Source organism: Nonomuraea sp. NPDC049378, assembly GCF_055586745.1.
In genome coordinates this window covers 395,761-412,541 of sequence record NZ_JBVJHP010000001.1, presented here as the reverse complement: position 1 = coordinate 412,541, position 16,781 = coordinate 395,761, and the positions used below count along the sequence as shown (strand labels likewise).

General features: G+C 71.2%; 14 protein-coding genes. 11 read left to right on the top strand and 3 right to left on the bottom strand.

Annotated features, from left to right (window positions below):
- Positions 1-185 precede the first annotated feature (185 nt).
- The 4 genes from ACZ6SA_RS01815 to ACZ6SA_RS01800 are packed head-to-tail and all read left to right on the top strand — an operon-like array spanning position 186 to position 3,521.
- A complete protein-coding gene (locus tag ACZ6SA_RS01815) occupies positions 186-428 on the top strand; it encodes a hypothetical protein (RefSeq protein ID WP_465826060.1) in 243 nt (80 codons plus the stop codon).
- Positions 425-1,306, top strand: coding sequence for a carbohydrate ABC transporter permease (locus ACZ6SA_RS01810; RefSeq protein WP_347641921.1), 882 nt, complete (start codon positions 425-427; stop codon positions 1,304-1,306). The genes ACZ6SA_RS01815 and ACZ6SA_RS01810 overlap by 4 nt, the downstream gene beginning before the upstream one ends.
- On the top strand, positions 1,306-2,112 hold the full coding sequence (locus tag ACZ6SA_RS01805; RefSeq protein WP_347641922.1) for a carbohydrate ABC transporter permease: 807 nt from the start codon (positions 1,306-1,308) through the stop codon (positions 2,110-2,112). The genes ACZ6SA_RS01810 and ACZ6SA_RS01805 overlap by 1 nt, the downstream gene beginning before the upstream one ends.
- Positions 2,113-2,159: 47 nt before the next feature.
- Complete coding sequence (locus ACZ6SA_RS01800) at positions 2,160-3,521, top strand: sulfatase-like hydrolase/transferase (RefSeq protein WP_465826058.1); 1,362 nt, start codon at positions 2,160-2,162, stop codon at positions 3,519-3,521.
- A 47-nt stretch (positions 3,522-3,568) separates the two neighbouring features.
- Here the strand turns inward: ACZ6SA_RS01800 and ACZ6SA_RS01795 are convergent, their stop codons facing one another.
- The gene (locus ACZ6SA_RS01795; protein ID WP_347641924.1) at positions 3,569-5,134 is read right to left on the bottom strand and encodes a M28 family metallopeptidase; all 1,566 of its coding nucleotides are present in this window, start codon (positions 5,132-5,134) and stop codon (positions 3,569-3,571) included.
- 130 nt (positions 5,135-5,264) lie between these two features.
- Here ACZ6SA_RS01795 and ACZ6SA_RS01790 point away from each other — a divergent pair, with 130 nt between their 5' ends.
- Positions 5,265-6,101: an aldo/keto reductase gene (locus ACZ6SA_RS01790; protein ID WP_465826057.1), complete on the top strand. Its 837-nt coding sequence runs from the start codon at positions 5,265-5,267 to the stop codon at positions 6,099-6,101.
- Between the two features lie 46 nt (positions 6,102-6,147).
- Here ACZ6SA_RS01790 and ACZ6SA_RS01785 read toward each other — a convergent pair whose 3' ends face one another.
- Positions 6,148-7,848: a glycosyl hydrolase family 18 protein gene (locus ACZ6SA_RS01785; protein WP_465826055.1), complete on the bottom strand. Its 1,701-nt coding sequence runs from the start codon at positions 7,846-7,848 to the stop codon at positions 6,148-6,150.
- A 267-nt stretch (positions 7,849-8,115) separates the two neighbouring features.
- On the opposite strand from ACZ6SA_RS01785, the gene ACZ6SA_RS01780 reads away from it, so the two are divergent.
- Positions 8,116-8,463 carry a luciferase domain-containing protein gene (locus tag ACZ6SA_RS01780; RefSeq protein WP_347641927.1) on the top strand — a complete coding sequence of 116 codons (348 nt, stop codon included), beginning with the start codon at positions 8,116-8,118 and terminating at the stop codon, positions 8,461-8,463.
- 81 nt (positions 8,464-8,544) lie between these two features.
- Here ACZ6SA_RS01780 and ACZ6SA_RS01775 read toward each other — a convergent pair whose 3' ends face one another.
- A complete protein-coding gene (locus ACZ6SA_RS01775; RefSeq protein ID WP_465826052.1) occupies positions 8,545-9,186 on the bottom strand; it encodes a GntR family transcriptional regulator in 642 nt (213 codons plus the stop codon).
- Positions 9,187-9,403: 217 nt separating this feature from the next.
- Between ACZ6SA_RS01775 and ACZ6SA_RS01770 the strand changes: the two genes are divergently transcribed.
- From ACZ6SA_RS01770 to ACZ6SA_RS01750, 5 genes are read left to right on the top strand one after another with little or no spacing between them, the layout of a single operon-like run.
- A complete protein-coding gene (locus ACZ6SA_RS01770) occupies positions 9,404-9,922 on the top strand; it encodes a hypothetical protein (protein ID WP_465826051.1) in 519 nt (172 codons plus the stop codon).
- Positions 9,922-11,436 carry a hypothetical protein gene (locus ACZ6SA_RS01765; protein WP_347641930.1) on the top strand — a complete coding sequence of 505 codons (1,515 nt, stop codon included), beginning with the start codon at positions 9,922-9,924 and terminating at the stop codon, positions 11,434-11,436. The genes ACZ6SA_RS01770 and ACZ6SA_RS01765 overlap by 1 nt, the downstream gene beginning before the upstream one ends.
- Positions 11,433-12,734 carry a VWA domain-containing protein gene (locus tag ACZ6SA_RS01760; RefSeq protein WP_465826050.1) on the top strand — a complete coding sequence of 434 codons (1,302 nt, stop codon included), beginning with the start codon at positions 11,433-11,435 and terminating at the stop codon, positions 12,732-12,734. Before ACZ6SA_RS01765 ends, ACZ6SA_RS01760 begins: the two co-directional genes overlap by 4 nt.
- A gap of 11 nt (positions 12,735-12,745) precedes the next feature.
- Complete coding sequence (locus ACZ6SA_RS01755; protein WP_132641624.1) at positions 12,746-13,861, top strand: ATP-binding protein; 1,116 nt, start codon at positions 12,746-12,748, stop codon at positions 13,859-13,861.
- Positions 13,858-16,644, top strand: a complete 2,787-nt coding sequence (locus ACZ6SA_RS01750) for a DUF5682 family protein (protein WP_465826048.1) — start codon at positions 13,858-13,860, stop codon at positions 16,642-16,644. The genes ACZ6SA_RS01755 and ACZ6SA_RS01750 overlap by 4 nt, the downstream gene beginning before the upstream one ends.
- Positions 16,645-16,781: the final 137 nt, after the last annotated feature.

The window sequence follows — 16,781 nt, the reverse complement described above, 5'->3', positions numbered from 1 at the left end:
GGACGCCCGCCTCCACCTCCCCTCTATCCGCCCCCACACAAAAAAAAACCGCCCCCCCCCCCCCCCCCCCCCCCCCCCCCCCCCCCCCCCCCCCCCCCAAGGCCACCAGGCCCGACCTGTCGTGGGACTTCATCAAGCGCATCACCGCGCTCGAGGTCGAGCAGGCCGCCACGAAGGAGACCGGCATGCTGATGCCGCGCGTCTCCTGGGCCAAGCTGCCCGAGGTGCAGCAGGACGCCGCCATCAAGGTGTTCGCCGATGCCCTGCCGACCGCCCGGGACTCCACCCAGCAGGTGCGGCTGACCGGCCAGCTCGGCAAGTGGGACGAGCAGCTCAAGGTCGTCTACCAGCAGGTCATCATCCAGAACGAGCCGGCCGCCGACGCCCTGCGCGCGTTCGCCGAGGCCGCGGAGGGCTTCCTGCGATGACGATGTTGCGGCCACGCACCCTCTCCGGCCGCTACGCCAGGACCGCCTACCTGTTCCTGATCCCGGCGATCCTGTTCTTCGCGGCCTTCTTCTACCTGCCGATCGGCAACGTGATGGCCACCAGCCTGCGCACGGGGCCGCAGGCCGACCAGTGGGCCGGGCTGGGCAACTACACGCAGGCCCTGGCCGACCCGGCGGTGCGGCACTCGTTCCTCGTCACGGTGATCTTCTCGGTGATCGTGGTGGCCGGCTCGATCGTGCTCGGGCTCGGGCTGGCGCTGGCGCTCGACCAGCCGCTCAGGGGCCGGGTGGTGTTCCGGGTGCTGCTGCTGGTGCCGTACCTGACCTCGGTGGCGATCGTCGGGCTGCTGTGGCGCAACATCCTCGACCCCGAGCTCGGGGTGCTCAACCGGGTGCTGGGCGCGGCCGGGCTGCCCGAGCAGACGTGGCTCAACACCTCACCGCTGCTCACGATCGCCGCCGTCACGCTCTGGCAGAGCGTCGGCTACACGATGGTGTTGTTCCTGGCCGGGCTGCAGGGCATTCCGGAGACCTACCACGAGGCCGCGAAGATCGACGGGGCGGACGCGTGGCGCCGCTTCTGGCGGATCACCCTGCCGCTGCTCGCGCCGACGACGTTGTTCGTCTCGGTGATGGCGGTCATCTCGGGGCTGCAGGCGTTCGGGCAGGCGTACATCATCACCAACGGAGGTCCTGGCGACGCCACCGACCTGTCCGTCTTCCACATCTTCAACGTCGCCTTCCGCGCCAGGGACTTCGGCTACTCCTCGGCGCAGTCGGTGCTGCTGCTCGTCGTCATCGTGGCGTTCACGCTGGTGCAACTGCGGGCCGGGCGGCGCGGGGAGGTCACGTACTGATGCGCAAGCCGCTGCTCTACATCCTGCTCGGGCTGGCCGCGCTCGCGACTGTGGTGCCGCTGCTCTACATGGTGTCGCTGTCGTTGCAGACCGAGGCGGAGACGCTGTCGGCGAACGCGGTCATCGTGCCGGACTCGCCCCAGTGGGGCAACTACGCGGAGCTGTTCACCCGCGCGCCGTTCGGCAACTTCATCATCAACAGCCTCGTCGTGGCGGGCGCGATCACGCTCGCGCACCTGCTGTTCGACCCGCTCGTCGGGTACGTCTTCGCCAAGTTCCGCTTCCCCCTGCGCAACACGCTGTTCGTGGCGCTGCTGGCCACGCTCATGGTGCCGTTCTTCGTGCGGATGATCCCGTTGTACGTGCTGATGGCCACCATGGGGTGGCTCGACACGTACCAGGGGTTGATCACGCCGTTCCTGATGGACGCCTTCGGGATCTTCCTCATGCGGCAGTTCATCCAGCCCATCCCCGACGACCTGATCAGCGCGGCGCGCATCGACGGCGCCTCCGAGCTGCGGATCTACCGGAGCGTCATCCTGCCGCAGACGCGGCCCGCGCTGGCCGTGCTCGGGCTGTTCACGTTCGTCTTCCAGTGGAACGAGTTCCTCTGGCCGCTGGTGGCCACGACGACGCCCGAGATGCGTACCATCCCGGTCGGGCTCACCCTGTTCAACCAGGAGTACTTCACGTTGTGGCATCTCACGGCCGCGGGCTCGGTGATCCTCTTCGTGCCCACCGCCGTCCTGTTCATCTTCACGCAGCGATACTTCGTGCGTGGCATCGCGCTGACCGGCATCAAATAGTCAGTCCGTTAGGAGAGTTCCTTTTGCGCCCGAATGTGTCCCCGAATGTGCCCCCGAATGTGATCGTCGTCTTCACCGACCAGCAGCGGTGGGACACCGTCGGACCCTTCACCCCCAACCTCGACAGAATGGCCAGGCACGGTACGCAGGCCACGGTCGCGCTCACCCCGCAGCCCGTGTGCGCGCCCGCCCGTTCGGCGTTGCAGACGGGGCGCTACCCGACCACGACGGGCGTCTACCGCAACGGCCGCGTCCTGCCGGCCGGGGAGCGCACGCTGGCGCACCACTTCGGCGAGGCCGGCTACGCCACCGGCTACATCGGCAAGTGGCACCTGTCCGGCAGCGAGCCGGTGCCGGAGGAGGAGCGCGGCGGCTACCGGTCGTGGCTGGCGGCGAACGCGCTGGAGCACACCTCCGACGCCTACCGCACGATCATGTACGACGAGGCGAACGAGCCGGTCCTGCTGCCCGGCTACCGCTCGGACGCCCTGGTGGACGCGGCCGTGCGCTTCGCCGCCGACCACCACGACAAGCCGTTCTACCTGTTCCTGTCGTTCCTGGAGCCGCACCACCAGAACGAGGTGGACAACTATCCCGCCCCCGACGGCTACGAGGAGCGCTATCAGGGCCGCTGGATGCCGCAGGACCTGGCCGCGCTCGGCGGCACGGCCCACCAGCACATGGGCGGCTATCTCGGCCAGGTCAAGCGCCTGGACGAAGGGCTCGGCCGGCTGCTCGACGCGCTGCGCAGCATGGACCTGCTGGACAACACGATCGTGGCGTACACCTCCGACCACGGCAACCACTTCAAGACCCGCAACGGCGAGTACAAACGTTCCTGCCACGACGCGTCGCTGCGGGTGCCGCTCGCGCTGCGCGGGCCGGGCTTCGACGGGGGCGGGGCGATCTCCCGTCCCGTCAGCACCGTCGACCTGCCGCCGACGCTGCTGGAGGCCGCCGGGCTGCCGGTGCCCGCGTCCATGCAGGGCCGCTCGTTCCTGCCGCTGGTGCGCGATCCGCGCACGCCGTGGCCCGAGGAGGTGTTCTTCCAGGTGAGCGAGTCGGAGGTGGGGCGCGGCATCCGTACGTCGCGCTGGAAGTACTACGCCGTCGCCGAGGACGCCGACCCCTGGGACGTCCCGGCCGCCGCCCGCTACCGCGAGCAGGCCCTGTACGACCTGGGCAACGACCCGCACGAGCTGGTCAACCTGGCGGGGCGCGCGTCGCACGCGGAGGTCGCCGCGGGGTTGCGGCAGCGGCTGGCCCGGCGGATCGTGGCGGCGGGGGAGGCGGAGCCGGTCATCGAGCCGGCCGCCGAGCTGACCGGGCCCCACCAGGGCATGACCGACCCCGCCGTCCGCCTCCACGGCCCCAAGCCTGCCCGTTTCGGCCACCAGCCCCGCCCCTGACAGTCCTTCGGGTGGCGGGACCGGCCGGGCCGGTCCCGACGGTGGTGTCAGCTGGGCGAGTCGGCGGGCCGGTGCCCGTGGCCGGTGGCGCCGCGCGCCCCGGTCCGCGGTGCCGGCGGGGCGTCGCCGATGCCGCCGGTGTCGTACGCGTACGTGCCCGCCAGGGTGGCGATCGCGTCGGAGTTCACGTCGAGCGCCCTGTCGTTGATGTTCCGGATGTCGTCGCACGCGCTGTGGTAGCACGGGTCGAGCGGAACGCCGGCCGTGCCGCCGAAGACGGCGGCCTCCTCCTCGGTCTTGAGCACCTCGGCCCCGGTGAACAGGCCGCCCGCCGGGATGCCGGCCGCGATGAACGGCCCGTAGTCGGAGCGTCCGGTGAACGCCGTGGCCGTGAACGGCAGCCCGCGCCGGGCGAAGAACTGTTCGAAGTCCTCCTCGATCTCCGCCGACCCGGGAGGACCGGCGGTGCCGAACGCGTCGCCGTCGCCGTCGTAGATGCCGTAGGTGTAGTTCGGCGAGGCGATCATGTCGAAGTTGAGGTAGAGGGCGATCCTGGCCCGCTCCTCCTCCGTCAGCGAGGCGACGTAGTGGGCCGAGCCGAGCAGCCCGAACTCCTCCGCGCCCCAGAAGGCGAAGCGCATCTGGTTCTTCGGCTTGGTCTTGGCCATCTGGAGCGCCACCTCGAGGATCCCCGCGCTGCCCGAGCCGTTGTCGTTGATGCCCGGCCCCTCCTGGACGCTGTCGAGGTGGGCGCCGAGCATGACGACGTCGCGAGGGTCGCCCTTCCTGCTCTGGGCGATCACGTTGTAGGTGGTCCTGGTCTCGACGACCGGGTTCCAGTTCATCGTGACCGTGGTGCCCGCCGTGGCGGCCAGTTCCGCGCCGACCGCGAAGCTGGTGAAGAACGACGGGATCGTGACGCCTGGCCCGCCGAGCACCGGGTTCAGGTCGATCTCCGTACGGCCCTCCTGGCCCTCGTTGAATACGACGGCTCCGGCGGCTCCCGCGGCCATGGCGTTGTCCACCTTGACGCGGAAGTTGCAGGTTCCGCGCTGCATGAGCGCGATGCGGCCGGCGACGAACCCCTCGAAGTCGCTCGCCTCGCACCCCGAGGTCGACGTGTTGGCCTCACCCGGAGGCAGCGTCAGGTCGACGGGCTGGATCGTGCCGCTGACCTCGCCCGCGGGCGAGTCGCCCATGGCCACGTAGTCCGCGAAGAACCCGTACGTGTACGTCTTCGGCTCCTGGCCGGTCCGCTGGAACAGGGGCGGCGTGACGTACCCCTCGAAGGTGAACGCGAAAGGCTGGATCGTCACCTGGTAGCCGGCGCGGCGCAGCTTGCCGGCGACGTAGTCGCGGGAGGCGTCGAAGCCGCGGGTGCCGGAGACGCGGGTGCCGTCATTGGCCCCGGCGATGGCCTGGAACGCCCGCAGGTGCTTCTTGACGTTCTTGCCGGAGACGGCCTTGACCAGCTTGCGTACGGAATCCCCGTGCCCATGCCCGTGCCCGTTGCCGGGATGGGCGGCGGCCGTGCCGGGGAGGGCGAGGGGAGACAGGGCCACGGCGGCGGCGGTGATCGCGCCGAGCACGCTCTTGCGTAAACCAGAACGCATGGTTGCTCCTCGAAGGTGAGGTGGAATGCGCGCGCGTAGCCCGAAACGTATGCATCAATCCGGGTCATAGGAAGATGGGCCTGGTATCCGTTGAATCACGGACTTGGAACGTCGCACCTAGGGGGTCCTGATGTCCTATTCGCCCGGCACGTTCACCATCGGCGGCAAGGCCGTCCGCCGGCTCGGCTTCGGCGCCATGAGCCTGACGGGTCCGGGAGTATGGGGGCCGCCGCGCGACCACGACGAGGCCGTCCGGGTGTTGCGCAGGGCCGTCGATCTGGGCGTCGAGCTCATCGACACCGCCGACTCCTACGGGCCGTACGTCAACGAGGAGCTCATCCGGGAGGCGCTGCACCCGTACCCCGAGCGGCTGCTGATCGCCACCAAGACCGGGTTCGTCCGGCCGCGGCCGGGCCAGTGGGAGGCCGTGGGGCGGCCCGCGTACCTGCGGCAGGAAGTCGAGATGAGCCTGCGCAGGCTCGGGCTGGACCGCATCGACCTGCTCCAGCTGCACCGCATCGACCCGGACGTGCCGCTGGAGGACCAGGTGGGCGAGCTCGGGGCGCTGCGGGACGAAGGCAAGATCGGCAGCATCGGCCTGTCCGAGGTGAGCGTCGAGGAGCTGGAGCGGGCGCGGCGCGTCGTCGAGATCGCCACCGTGCAGAACCGCTACAACCTCACCCTCAGGGTCTCCGAGGGGGTGCTGGAGCACTGCGAGAAGGAGGGCATCGGGTTCATCCCCTACAGCCCCATCGCCAAGGGCCGGCTGGCGGAGCCCGGCGGCCCGGTGGACCACGTCGCCCAGGCCGTCGGCGCCACGCCCGCGCAGGTCAGCCTGGCCTGGCTGCTGGCCCGCTCCCCGGTGACGATGCCGATCCCCGGCACGTCGACGGTCGCCCACCTGGAGGAGAACCTCGCCGCCTCGGCCGTCTCGCTGACGGCCGAGCAGGTGCGCGGGCTGGGCTGAACCCGGGAGGGCCGGCCCATGGCGGGGCCGGCCCTCGACGGTCAGGTCAGCCCAGGCCGTTCCGCATGGCCGTGAGCAGCTCGGCGTTGGAGGTGTCGCCGCTGAGCTCCCAGAAGAACGCGCCGCCGAGGCCCTGGTTCTTCGAGTAGCTCATCTTGCCGCCGATCGTGGCCGGCGTGTCGTAGCTCCACCACTGGTTGCCGCAGTGGGCGTACGCGGTGCCCGCGACGGTCCCCGTGGCCGGGCAGCGGGTCTTGAGCACCTTGTAGTCCTCGATGCCCGCCTCGTACGTGCCGGGTGCCGCTCCGCTCGCGGTGCCGCCCGGCGCGGCCTGCGTGACGCCGGTCCAGCCGCGGCCGTAGAAGCCGATGCCGAGCAGCAGCTTGCTCGCCGGGATGCCCTTGGACTTGAGCTTCTGGATCGCGGCGTCGGAGTGGAACCCGGGCGTCGGGATGCCGTTGTAGGAGGTGAGCGGAGAATGCGGGGCGGTCGGGCCCTGCGGGGCGAAGGCGCCGAAATAGTCGTAGGTCATGACGTTGTACCAGTCGACGTACTGCGCGGCGCCGGCGTAGTCGGCCGCGTCGATCTTGCCGCCGTTGGTGCCGTCGGCCGTGATGGCGGAGGTCACCAGGTTGCCGGAGCCGAACCGGGCGCGCAGCGCCTGCATGAGGTTCCTGTACGCGGCCGGGCCGCTGCTGTCGCAGGACAGGCCGCAGGCGTTCGGATACTCCCAGTCGATGTCGATGCCGTCGAACACGTCCGCCCAGCGCGGGTCCTCGACCAGGCGGTAGCAGGACTCGGCGAACGCGGCCGGGTTCCGAGCGGCCTGGGTGAAGCCGCCGGACCAGGTCCAGCCGCCGAACGAGAACAGCACCTTCAGGTGCGGGTGCTTCTGCTTGAGCTTGCGCAGCTGGTTGAAGCTGCCGCGCAGCGCGCCGGCGTCCCAGGTGTCGGCGACGCCGTCCACGCTCTCGTTCGCCTGGTAGAAGCGGTCGTAGTCGGCGTAGCTGTCGCCGATCGTGCACTGGCCGTTCTGCACGTTGCCGAAGGCGTAGTTGATGTGCGTCAGCTTGGCCGCCGAGCCGCTGGTGTCGATGTTCTTGACGTGGTATCCGCGCTGGTAGACGCCCCACTGCACGAAGTAGCCGAGCACCTTGTTCCCGCCGTCGCCCGGGCCGCCGGGGTCGCCGCCGTCGTCACCCTTGGCGGTGGTGGCGTTGACGGCGCCGCTGGCGGCCGAGCGGTTGCCCGCGGCGTCGCGGGCCCTGACGGTGTAGGCGTAGCGGGTCTCGGGGCTGAGACCGGTGTCGGTGTGGGTGGTGCCGGTGACCGTGGCGACCAGGGTGCCGCCCCGGTAGACCTCGTAGCCGGTGACGCCGACGTTGTCGGTGGAGGAGTTCCAGGCGAGGGAGACGCTGCGGTCGGTGACGCCGGTCGAGCGGAGGTTGCCCGGGACGCTCGGGGCGCTGGTGTCGCCCCCGCCGCCGCTGACGGGCTTCCACAGTGCGGGGACGTTCGGTGGCTCCCAGCCGGGCTGGGAGGTGTGGCTCTGGACGCATTCGTACGTGACGCCGTTGTAGGTGACGCGCGTGCCCGCCGTGTAGGCCGTCCACGCGGACCAGTCGGCCATGGCGGCGGCGCCGGCGGAGGAGGAGGCGGCCCAGGAGGGGGCGGCGACGAGGACGGTGAGCGGCAGCAGTAACGCCGCCAGCCCGGCGAGGGCCTTGCGCAGGATGGTGTGTCTCATGATGCTCCGACATCCGGTTGGGGGGTGTACGGGATGGGATGCCACAGGAAACTATTAGTAAAGTTTCCTTATAAAATGGACGGTAACCGCAGGCTGGGAGGGCGTCAATACGCGCCGCACAGATGGTGAAATCTCATCAGAATGCGGAGCGCATTCCGCGCGGCTCACCGGGCCGGTCGTGCGCGCCGTGCGATCTCACCCGGAGGGTAGATAACGGTTGCGGAACGGTCGCTGACGTGGAGGTGTACCGTGCCTCAGCATTGAGGCGTGGCAGGGATCACCGCCTGGCGGCGGACCGCTCAACGCCACGGACCCTACGTGGTCCGTGCGGTGGCCGAATTCCGATCGTGGCCGGCGCTGGCGGTGAGCGACACCCGGCGCGGCCCCAGGTTCACCGTACACGGGGTCGAGATCCTGCGACTGGCCGGCGCGGACGAGGTCCAGGTGCGCCTGACGGCGCCGGCGATCGACCGGCTGGCCCCCTACCTGCGCGAGTGCGGCCAGGTGCAGGCGTGCCCCGATCGGGACTGGGTGGCCGTGCAGGTCGACGCGGAGCCCGACCTCGACCTGCTGTTCGCCCTGACCAGCGTGGCGATCAAGGAGCACGTGGCGTAGCCGGCCGGCCGATTGTCGACACTTTCATCGCCAATCACCGTGTGGCGTGCGATGACGATCGCCTCGGTGGTGCCGTCACGGTCAGGCGTCGGAGGCCTCCAGGGCCTTGGCGACGCTGCGCAGGTGTTGCTGCATCGCCGTCTGGGCGGCCTCGGGGTCGCCGGCGACGATGGCCGCCACGATCAGCTCGTGCTGCGGCAGCGACACCGAGGCCCGCCCCGGCTGCCGGGCGAGACGGAACTTGTGCCGCACCACCTGCGCGCCCAGCCGTTCGATGATCATCGCCGAGGTGCGGTGGCCGGCGATCTCGCGGATCTCGGCGTGCAGGGCCGCGTTCAGCTCGGAATAGCGGTCGAGGTCGTGGGACTCCACGGCCGCGCGCATCGCGGCGACGATCTCCCGCAGCCGCGCACCCTGCTCGGGGGTGACCCGTTCCGCGGCCTTGGCGGCCGACAGGCCCTCGAGCACCATCCGCACCTCGGTGATCTCGACGGCCTCCGCCTTGGAGACCGCCCGCACGCGGGCGCCCTTGTTCTTGAGGATCTCGACCAGGCCCTCGGCGGCCAGCTCTTTGAAGGTCTCGCGCACCGCGGCCCGGGTGGCGCCGAACTGGTCGCACACGTCGGCCTCGATGAGCCGCTGGTTGGGCACGAAGTCCCCGTTGAGCACGGCCGCCCTGACCCGGCCGGTCAGCGTCTCCTCCTGCGGGGACCCTGGGGCCATGCGATCCTCCTGATGCCGTACGAACCCATCCTGGTCAGCAATATTATCGACAACCCGCCCCGCGCGTGGGTGTGCCGCGGGATCGAAGCCTGTGATCGTTCGGCCCCGTTCTGTCGGTCGTGTGGGGTAAGTTCCCGGACCATGATCAGCCGTTCGCGGCGGCGTGGGCACTCCCGCCCGCGCCCGCGCACCGGCTGGGGCGGGAGGTTCTGAGGTCGTGGACCCGGACGACGTGAACGCGGACGAAACCGCGTGGGAGCGGCGCAGCGTGGTGCGTGTGGTGCCGCCTGTCGCGCCGCGCAAACTGGCGAAGGTGCCCTTCGTCGAGCTGGCCGACGGGCGGCTGCAGGGGGTCGTGTCGAGCGGATCCGACATCGAGCGGGTCTACGTCTCCTCGATCACCGCCGGCACCCACGCGCTGAGCTGCAGCACCAACAACAACCGGCCGTGCGGCGCGCTGCACGGCCACGCCTGCAAGCACATCCGCATGCTGGCCGACGAGGCGGTCGTGCAGTACGGCATCGACCGGGTGGCCCGCTACCTGCGGGTCGAGGTGCCGGAGGGTGATGCGCTGATGAGCTGCCTCCACGGGCAGCCCGAGCGCACCCCGGCGGCCGTGGTGTTCAGCAGGTTCCTGCGCCATCTGGCCTACCTCGAGGTGCCCGACAGCACCGACCCGCTGGTCGAGCTGCACTGGTTCCCCTCGACGGCGGCGGAGACGGGAGCGGCGCGCTGATGCTGGACGTACAGCTGGAAGAGGTGCTCGCCGGCGCTCCCGAGGGGGCGGGCGAGGCGCTCGGCCTGGTGGCGGGGTTCGACGACGCGCTCGCACTCGGGTTCGCCAGGGTCGGGGAGGAGGCGGCCGGTGCGCTGGCCGCCCTGGCGGGCGCGCTGGCGGCCAGCCCGATCGGCGAGCGGGTGCGCGAGGCGGCGGGCAAGGTGGCTGCGGGATCGGTCGGCGACGAGCACCTGGCGGCGCTGGCCGGCGGGCGCGCCGCACTGTCCGGCGCGGTCCACGACGCCCTGCTAGGCCGTCTCGACACGGCTTCGGGCAGATCCCGCACCCCCTGGAAGCCGGCCCGGGACGGCCAGGGCGCCCCGGGCGATCTGCCTGGTGGTCAGGCGGCGCCGGGCGGTCTGCCCGATGGTGAAGGCGCGTCGGGCGATCCGTCCGACCGTCAGGCGGCGTCGGGCGGTTCGGCCGGTGGGGGGCCGGCAGCCGGCAATCTGCTCGACGGTTGCCGCGTCTGGTTGCGCGAGCTGGCCATCGTCGGGTGGCGTGGCGTCGACCACGACCTCGCCGGCTCGGCCGACCAGACGATCGAGGCGCTGCTCGCCGTGCCGGAGCTGCGCGGGCTCGCGGTGCTGCTCGACGGCCTGGCGGCGGAGCTGCGGGCGTCGAGCCCGGTCGCGACGATGGACCGCCTGCCCGCGCGCAGGTGGGCCGACCTGTGGGCACGCGGCCTGCTGCTGGCGCAGCGGGGTCCGTGGCAGGGCGGCGCCGAGCGGGTGTCGGGGCGGCTGCTGATCCTCGGCGCCGACGTGCACGAGCACGCGACCGTGGTGCGGGCGCAGGTGCACGGCGTCCTGGAGCCCGCGGGAGGCGGCCCTTCCACGCTGGTGCGCACCAGCGTGGCGGCCGCCAAGGTCGACACGATCGTCGGCCCGGCCGTGTGGCGGCTGATGGGCGGCCATCCGGTGCTGCTGGGCGCGCTGGCCGGTCACCACAGCCTGGAGATCACGGACATGCCGCTGTCGCCGGGCGGCGATCTCGTGTGGCACGACGACCGGGCCGCCGCGGGCGAGCCCGCCGACCCGTTCACGACGGCGCGGGTGGCGCTGTCCGGGGCGAGCGCTCCGGCGGTCCCGCCGCTCGACCGCCACCCCGTGCGCATCGCCGAGCCCGTCTTCCTGGAGGGCTACTCCGTCGACAGCGGTTCCTTCGGCCTGATGCCGGCGGGGGGAGGCCGCGCGCTGCCGCTCGACCTCGACCGCCTGCCGCGCGGTGGCCCGCTCACCCCCGAGCTGGTGGCCGCCTCCTCGGCGTGCATCGGGCTGATGCGCTGGGACGGCCGCTGGCTGCTGCAACCGCTGGCCGTCCAGGCCACGGTGAAGAAGAAGCCGGTCGCCGCGCACAACGGCGACTGGGCCATGGGCCCCACCGACCCCAAGGTGGTCAAGGCCGAGGCCAGGGCCGGCGACGTGGTCGCCGTGCTGCGCGAACGAGCGGGACGGCTGTTGCGGAAATGACCGACATCCTGGACGACGCCGACATGACCCGGCGCCAGGTGCTCTACTGGCGCCTGCTGTCCCGGCTGTTCGGCCCCGACGAGCAGCCGGCGCTCGAGACGGCCAGCATGGCCATCGTCGAGGACCTCGGCCTGCCGCCCGCGCTGCTCGACCCCGGGGTGTCGGTCGACACCCTGGTGCAGCGCTTCCCCAGCCTGGGCGACGAGCTGCAGGACCTGATGGCGGAGCAGGAGCACGAGCAGGGCGCCGAGGTCCGCCGCGCGGCCCTGGTCTCCAAGCTGCTGCTCAACGTCTTCGCCACCGGCACGGGCAACGTCACCGCGAGCCGGCTGGAGAGCTGGAAGAGCGACGCGGGCTGGTTCGAGAAGGGCATCGGCTGCGAGCCCGGCGGGCTGCGCCACCGCGTGGGCGACGAAGAGCTGGCCGCGGTGCTCGCCGGCATCGAGGGCGACCTGGTCAAGCGCATGCACCTGCGCGAGGTCCTGGCCGACCCGGTCCTGTCCAAGCAGCTGACGCCCAGCATGTCGCTCATCGAGCAGTTGCTGCACGACAAGCACAACCTGTCAGGGGTGGCGCTGGCCAACGCCAAGGCGCTGATCCGCAGGTTCGTCGACGAGGTCGCCGAGGTGCTGCGCACCCAGGTCGAGAAGGCCAGCGTCGGCGAGATCGACCGGTCGGTGCCGCCGAAGCGGGTCTTCCGCAACCTCGACGTCGAGCGCACCATCTGGAAAAACCTCACCAACTGGAGCCCGGAGGACGAACGCCTCTACGTCGACCGGCTCTACTACAAGCAGACCGCGCGCCGCACCACCCCCGCCCGCATGATCGTGGTCGTCGACCAGTCGGGGTCGATGGTGGACGCGATGGTCAACTGCACCATCCTGGCGTCGATCTTCGCCGGCCTGCCCAAGGTCGACGTGCACCTCGTGGCCTACGACACCCGGGCGCTCGACCTGACCCCGTGGGTGCACGACCCGTTCGAGGTGTTGCTGCGCACCACGCTCGGCGGCGGCACCGACGGCACGGCCGCGATGGCCGTCGCCAGGCCGAAGATCTCCGATCCGCGCAACACCGTGATGGTGTGGATCTCCGACTTCTACGACAACCGTTCGCTGATCACCGACTTCGAGGCGGTGCACCGCTCGGGGGTGAAGTTCATCCCCGTCGGCTCGGTCAACAGCTCCGGCTCCCAGAGCGTCGACCCGTGGTACCGCCAGAAACTCAAGGACCTGGGCACCCCGGTGCTCTCGGGCCATATCCGCAAGCTCGTGTCCGAGCTCAAGAACTTCCTCACCTAGGAGACCCCCGCATGAGTGACGATATGCTGCGCGCCCCCGCAGAGGTGAAATACGCCGAGGAGCTCGACTGGCTGGAGTCGGTCGACGACGGCCCCAAGCCGTTCTCGTGGCGGCTCAGCCCGCGCATGATCCGGCTGTTCATCCTCGGCTCCGAGCGCTCCGACGGGCTCGACCGGGAGATCGCGCAGAAGTGGTTCGGCGACCGCAGCTTCGTCGAGCGCAGCATCGTGACCCTGGCCTCCGACCGGGGCCTGCTGCTGATCGGCGATCCGGGCACGGGCAAGAGCTGGCTGGCCGAGCTGCTGTCGGCGGCCATCTGCCGCAACTCCACGCTCGTGGTCCAGGGCACCGCCGGCACCACGGAAGACCACATCAAATACTCGTGGAACGTGTCCATGGTCATCGCCAAGGGCCAGTCCCGCGACTCGATGATCCCTTCGCCGATCATGACGGCGATGGAGCAGGGCGTGATCGGCCGCTTCGAGGAGCTGACCCGCTCCACCAGCGACGTGCAGGACGCGCTCATCTCGATCCTGTCGGAGAAATACGTCTCCATCCCCGAGCTCGACGACGACAACATCGTCTTCGCCCAGCCAGGGTTCTCCATCATCGCCACCGCCAACAGCCGCGACCGGGGCGTCAACGACCTGTCGTCCGCGCTCAAGCGCCGCTTCAACTTCGTGCGCATCCCCGTCGTGACCAACAAGAAGAGCGAGGCGGAGATCGTCCGCTTCCGTACGGAAGAGCTGCTGCGCCGCCACCGGATCGAGCTGGACCTGCCGCCCACGCTGCTCGACATCCTGCTGCAGAGCTTCGCCGACCTGCGCTCCGCCGCGGCCTCGGCCACCAGCGACGACGAGAAGCTGGAGTCGGCGCTGTCGACGGCCGAGCAGATCGGCGTGCTGGAGGACGCCATCCTGCACAGCCACTTCTTCGGCGACCGCACGCTGCGCGCGCAGACGCTCGCCGGCTCGCTCGTCGGTTCGCTGGCCCGGCGCAGCCCCGAAGACCTGGCGATCCTGAACAAATACTGGCACGGCGTCGTCGAGCCCCGCAGCAAGAAGGACGGCGGGCAGTGGCCGGAGTTCCTCGAGGGCGGCCGCGAGGCCATCGCCACGCTCTCATGATCGACCAGACGAGCACGTTCGGCTCGCTCCGCGAGCAGCTGCTCGACGCCGCCGCGGCGTTCGCCGACAGCCCCGTGGCCGTGTCCGGCATCCTGGCGGGGCTGGTCGACGACGTGGACAGGGCGCTGCACGAGAAGCTGGAGATCTTCCCGGTCTGCCACCACTCGCCGGCGTCCGCGCTGGCGATGGTGCGGCGGCTGCGCGAGAAGCAGCCGAAGGTCATCTACCTGGAGCTGTGCGAAGACCTGCAGCCGCTGCTGACCGAGCTGCGCAACTGCCGGCTGCCGGTGGCGGTGCAGGCGTTCGCGACCGACCTCGACGGCTTCCCGAAGTCGTGGGCGCCGCTCAGCGTGGTGGCGCCGATCACCGAGGCGTCGGCCGAATACCAGGCCATCGCCTACGCCCTCGAAACGCCCGGCGTCGAGCTGGTGCTGGTCGACCGCTCGACCGACCACGTCTTCCAGTGGGCCCCGAAGGAGGAGGCCAAGGAGCGCAAGGAGGAGGCCGGCCTGCACGGCGACGCGGTGGGCGTCGAGATCGGCGACCTGCGCCCGCGCTTCGCCGAGCTGGAGGAGCACCTGCTGCACCACGGCAAGGTGCGCCACTGGTCGGAGTGGTGGGATCAGTATGTCGAGCAGCCGCTCTCGGAGGCCGACTACGACACCTACCGCCAGGTCATGGTGCTGATCGGCAGCCTGTTCCGCCGGCTCACCCCCGACGGCGACCGGCTGGCCGTCGACGAGGACCGCGAGCGCTACATGTGGACCCGCATGCGCGAGCACCTGGCCGCCAGCGGCGCCGACCCCGGCGACTGCCTCTACGTCTGCGGCGCCTTCCACGCCGCCAGCCGCGTCGAGGAGTTCGGCCTCGACTCCACGGCCACGTTCGAGATCAGCCCCCGCACCGGCACGACATGGTTGTACGGGCTCATCCCCTCCAGCCACTCCGCCATCGAGGCGCAGTTCGGGCTGGCGCCGGGGTCGGTGTCGATCGCGGCGGCGACCTGGGCGAAGGCGGTCACCCGCACCAAGCTGACCCCGTTCCAGCTGGCGGGCCAGAAGGGCACGCGCAAACGCGCCGGAGCCCGCGGAGCTCGCGGAGCTCGGGTCACGCTGCCGCCGCCGAAGGCCGGCGTCGCGCCCGCCGACCGGCTGACGGGGTTCCTGTCCCGGCCGCCCGCCCTCGACGCGCTCGACGAGGCCGAGCTGCTCGGCTGGTGCGTCGACATCGTCCGGCTGGCCCGGCGCAACGGCTACCTGGCCAGCACGGCCGACGCCATCGCCGTGTTCGAGACGTCGATCCTGCTGGCCGGGCTGCGCAACAGGGCCAGGCCCACCCCCTACGACTTCCAGGACGCGGCCGTCACCTGCATCGAGAAGGACGTCGTGCCGGGCCGCCGCGACGTGCGCCGCCTGTGCGAGATCCTGCTCGGCGGCGACCGCGTCGGGGAGGTGGGCTACGACGCCCTGCCGCCGCTGGCCAGGAACGTCTATGACCGGCTCGCGCCGCTCGGCCTCGACCTGGACAAGCGCACGATCCAGCGCGCGCTGATCGACCTCAACGCCCACCCCGAGCTGGTGCCCTGCTCCGACCTGCTCTGGATGTTGCGCTACCTCCTCCCTGACGACGCCGTACGTCCCATCATGGGCGAGCGCGGGTTGGGGGAGCGGTCGATCCAGGAGAGCTGGGACCTCGCGTTCGGCAGGCACCAGCGCTCCATCATCGAGTTCGGCTACGAGGGCGTCACCATCGAGCAGGTGCTGGAGCAGCGGCTGCGGCGCTCCGTGTGGGACCCCAAGGCCACCGCGGCCGTCGCGCTGGCGGCGGTCGAGGACGCGGTGCTCTTCCTCGGCAGCCGGCGCTTCGCCGACGAGCTGGGGGCGCGCGCCGTCGAGCTGCTCGCGGCCGAGCGCGGCGTCGACGACGCGCCGGAGGTGCTGCGCAGGATCCGGCGGTTGCTCGCGTACTACCGCGCCAACGAGCCCGAGCTGCCGGCCTGGTGCGGGGCGTTCGTGACCGCCGGCTACGCCCACTACTGCACGCTGCTGCCGACGGCCTTCGTGGACGACGACACCGGCGTGCGGCAGGTGGGCGCCATGCTGGGTTTCCTGTTCACGATGGAGAGCCTCGCGCTGGCGCTCGGCTGCGACCGGGCGCAGCTGGAGCTGGCCGTGCAGCAGTCGCATCCGGAGGCTCCGGCCAAGGTGGCGCTGTTGTGGGCGGCGCACACGCAGCTCGGGCTGCTCACGATGGCCGACCTGCGGGCTCGTTGCGACGAGCTGCTCGCCAACCCGCTGGTCATCCCGTCGGTCCCGCAGTACATCATGGGGTTCGTGCAGGCGATGGAGCCCGCTCCCGCGCTGTCCGGGTTCGTGGTCGAGGTGATCTCCAAGGCGTTCGGGCGGCTTCCCGACAGCGTGCTGCTGCCGTGGCTGCCCAAGCTGATCACCACGCTGCGCGCCGGGGCGGCCGAGCTGGTGCCGGTGCTCGTCCGGGAGGCCGGCCGTACGTTCCCCGCCTCGTTGCCTGCGGTGGACTCCTGGGTGCCGCCGTGGTCGGCCCGTCCCCAGCCCGCCGACGCCGGCGCGCCCGTGGCGTCCGGGCCGGTGGCGGAGCTGCTCATGGGGCATCCGGCGGCCTGCGACGGGGTGGCGGCGCTGCTCGGGTGCGAGGGTGAGTGGCGCGACCCCGGCTCGGGTGGCGGGCGCGCGGCACCCGAGGTGACCGCCCTCCTGGCGGCTCATCCCGAACCCGCCCTGGCCGTCGCGGGGCTGCTCGCCTGACGCCTCGCTTCTCCCGTGCGGGAACGCGAGCACCGTCCGTGGGCGGCTGCGGCGCAGGTCGTGGCGCGGGGTCGCGGTGCCTCCGCCGAGACCAGGGCCCGGCCGCCTCGCAGGAGGTGGCCGGGCCCTGGCGCGGG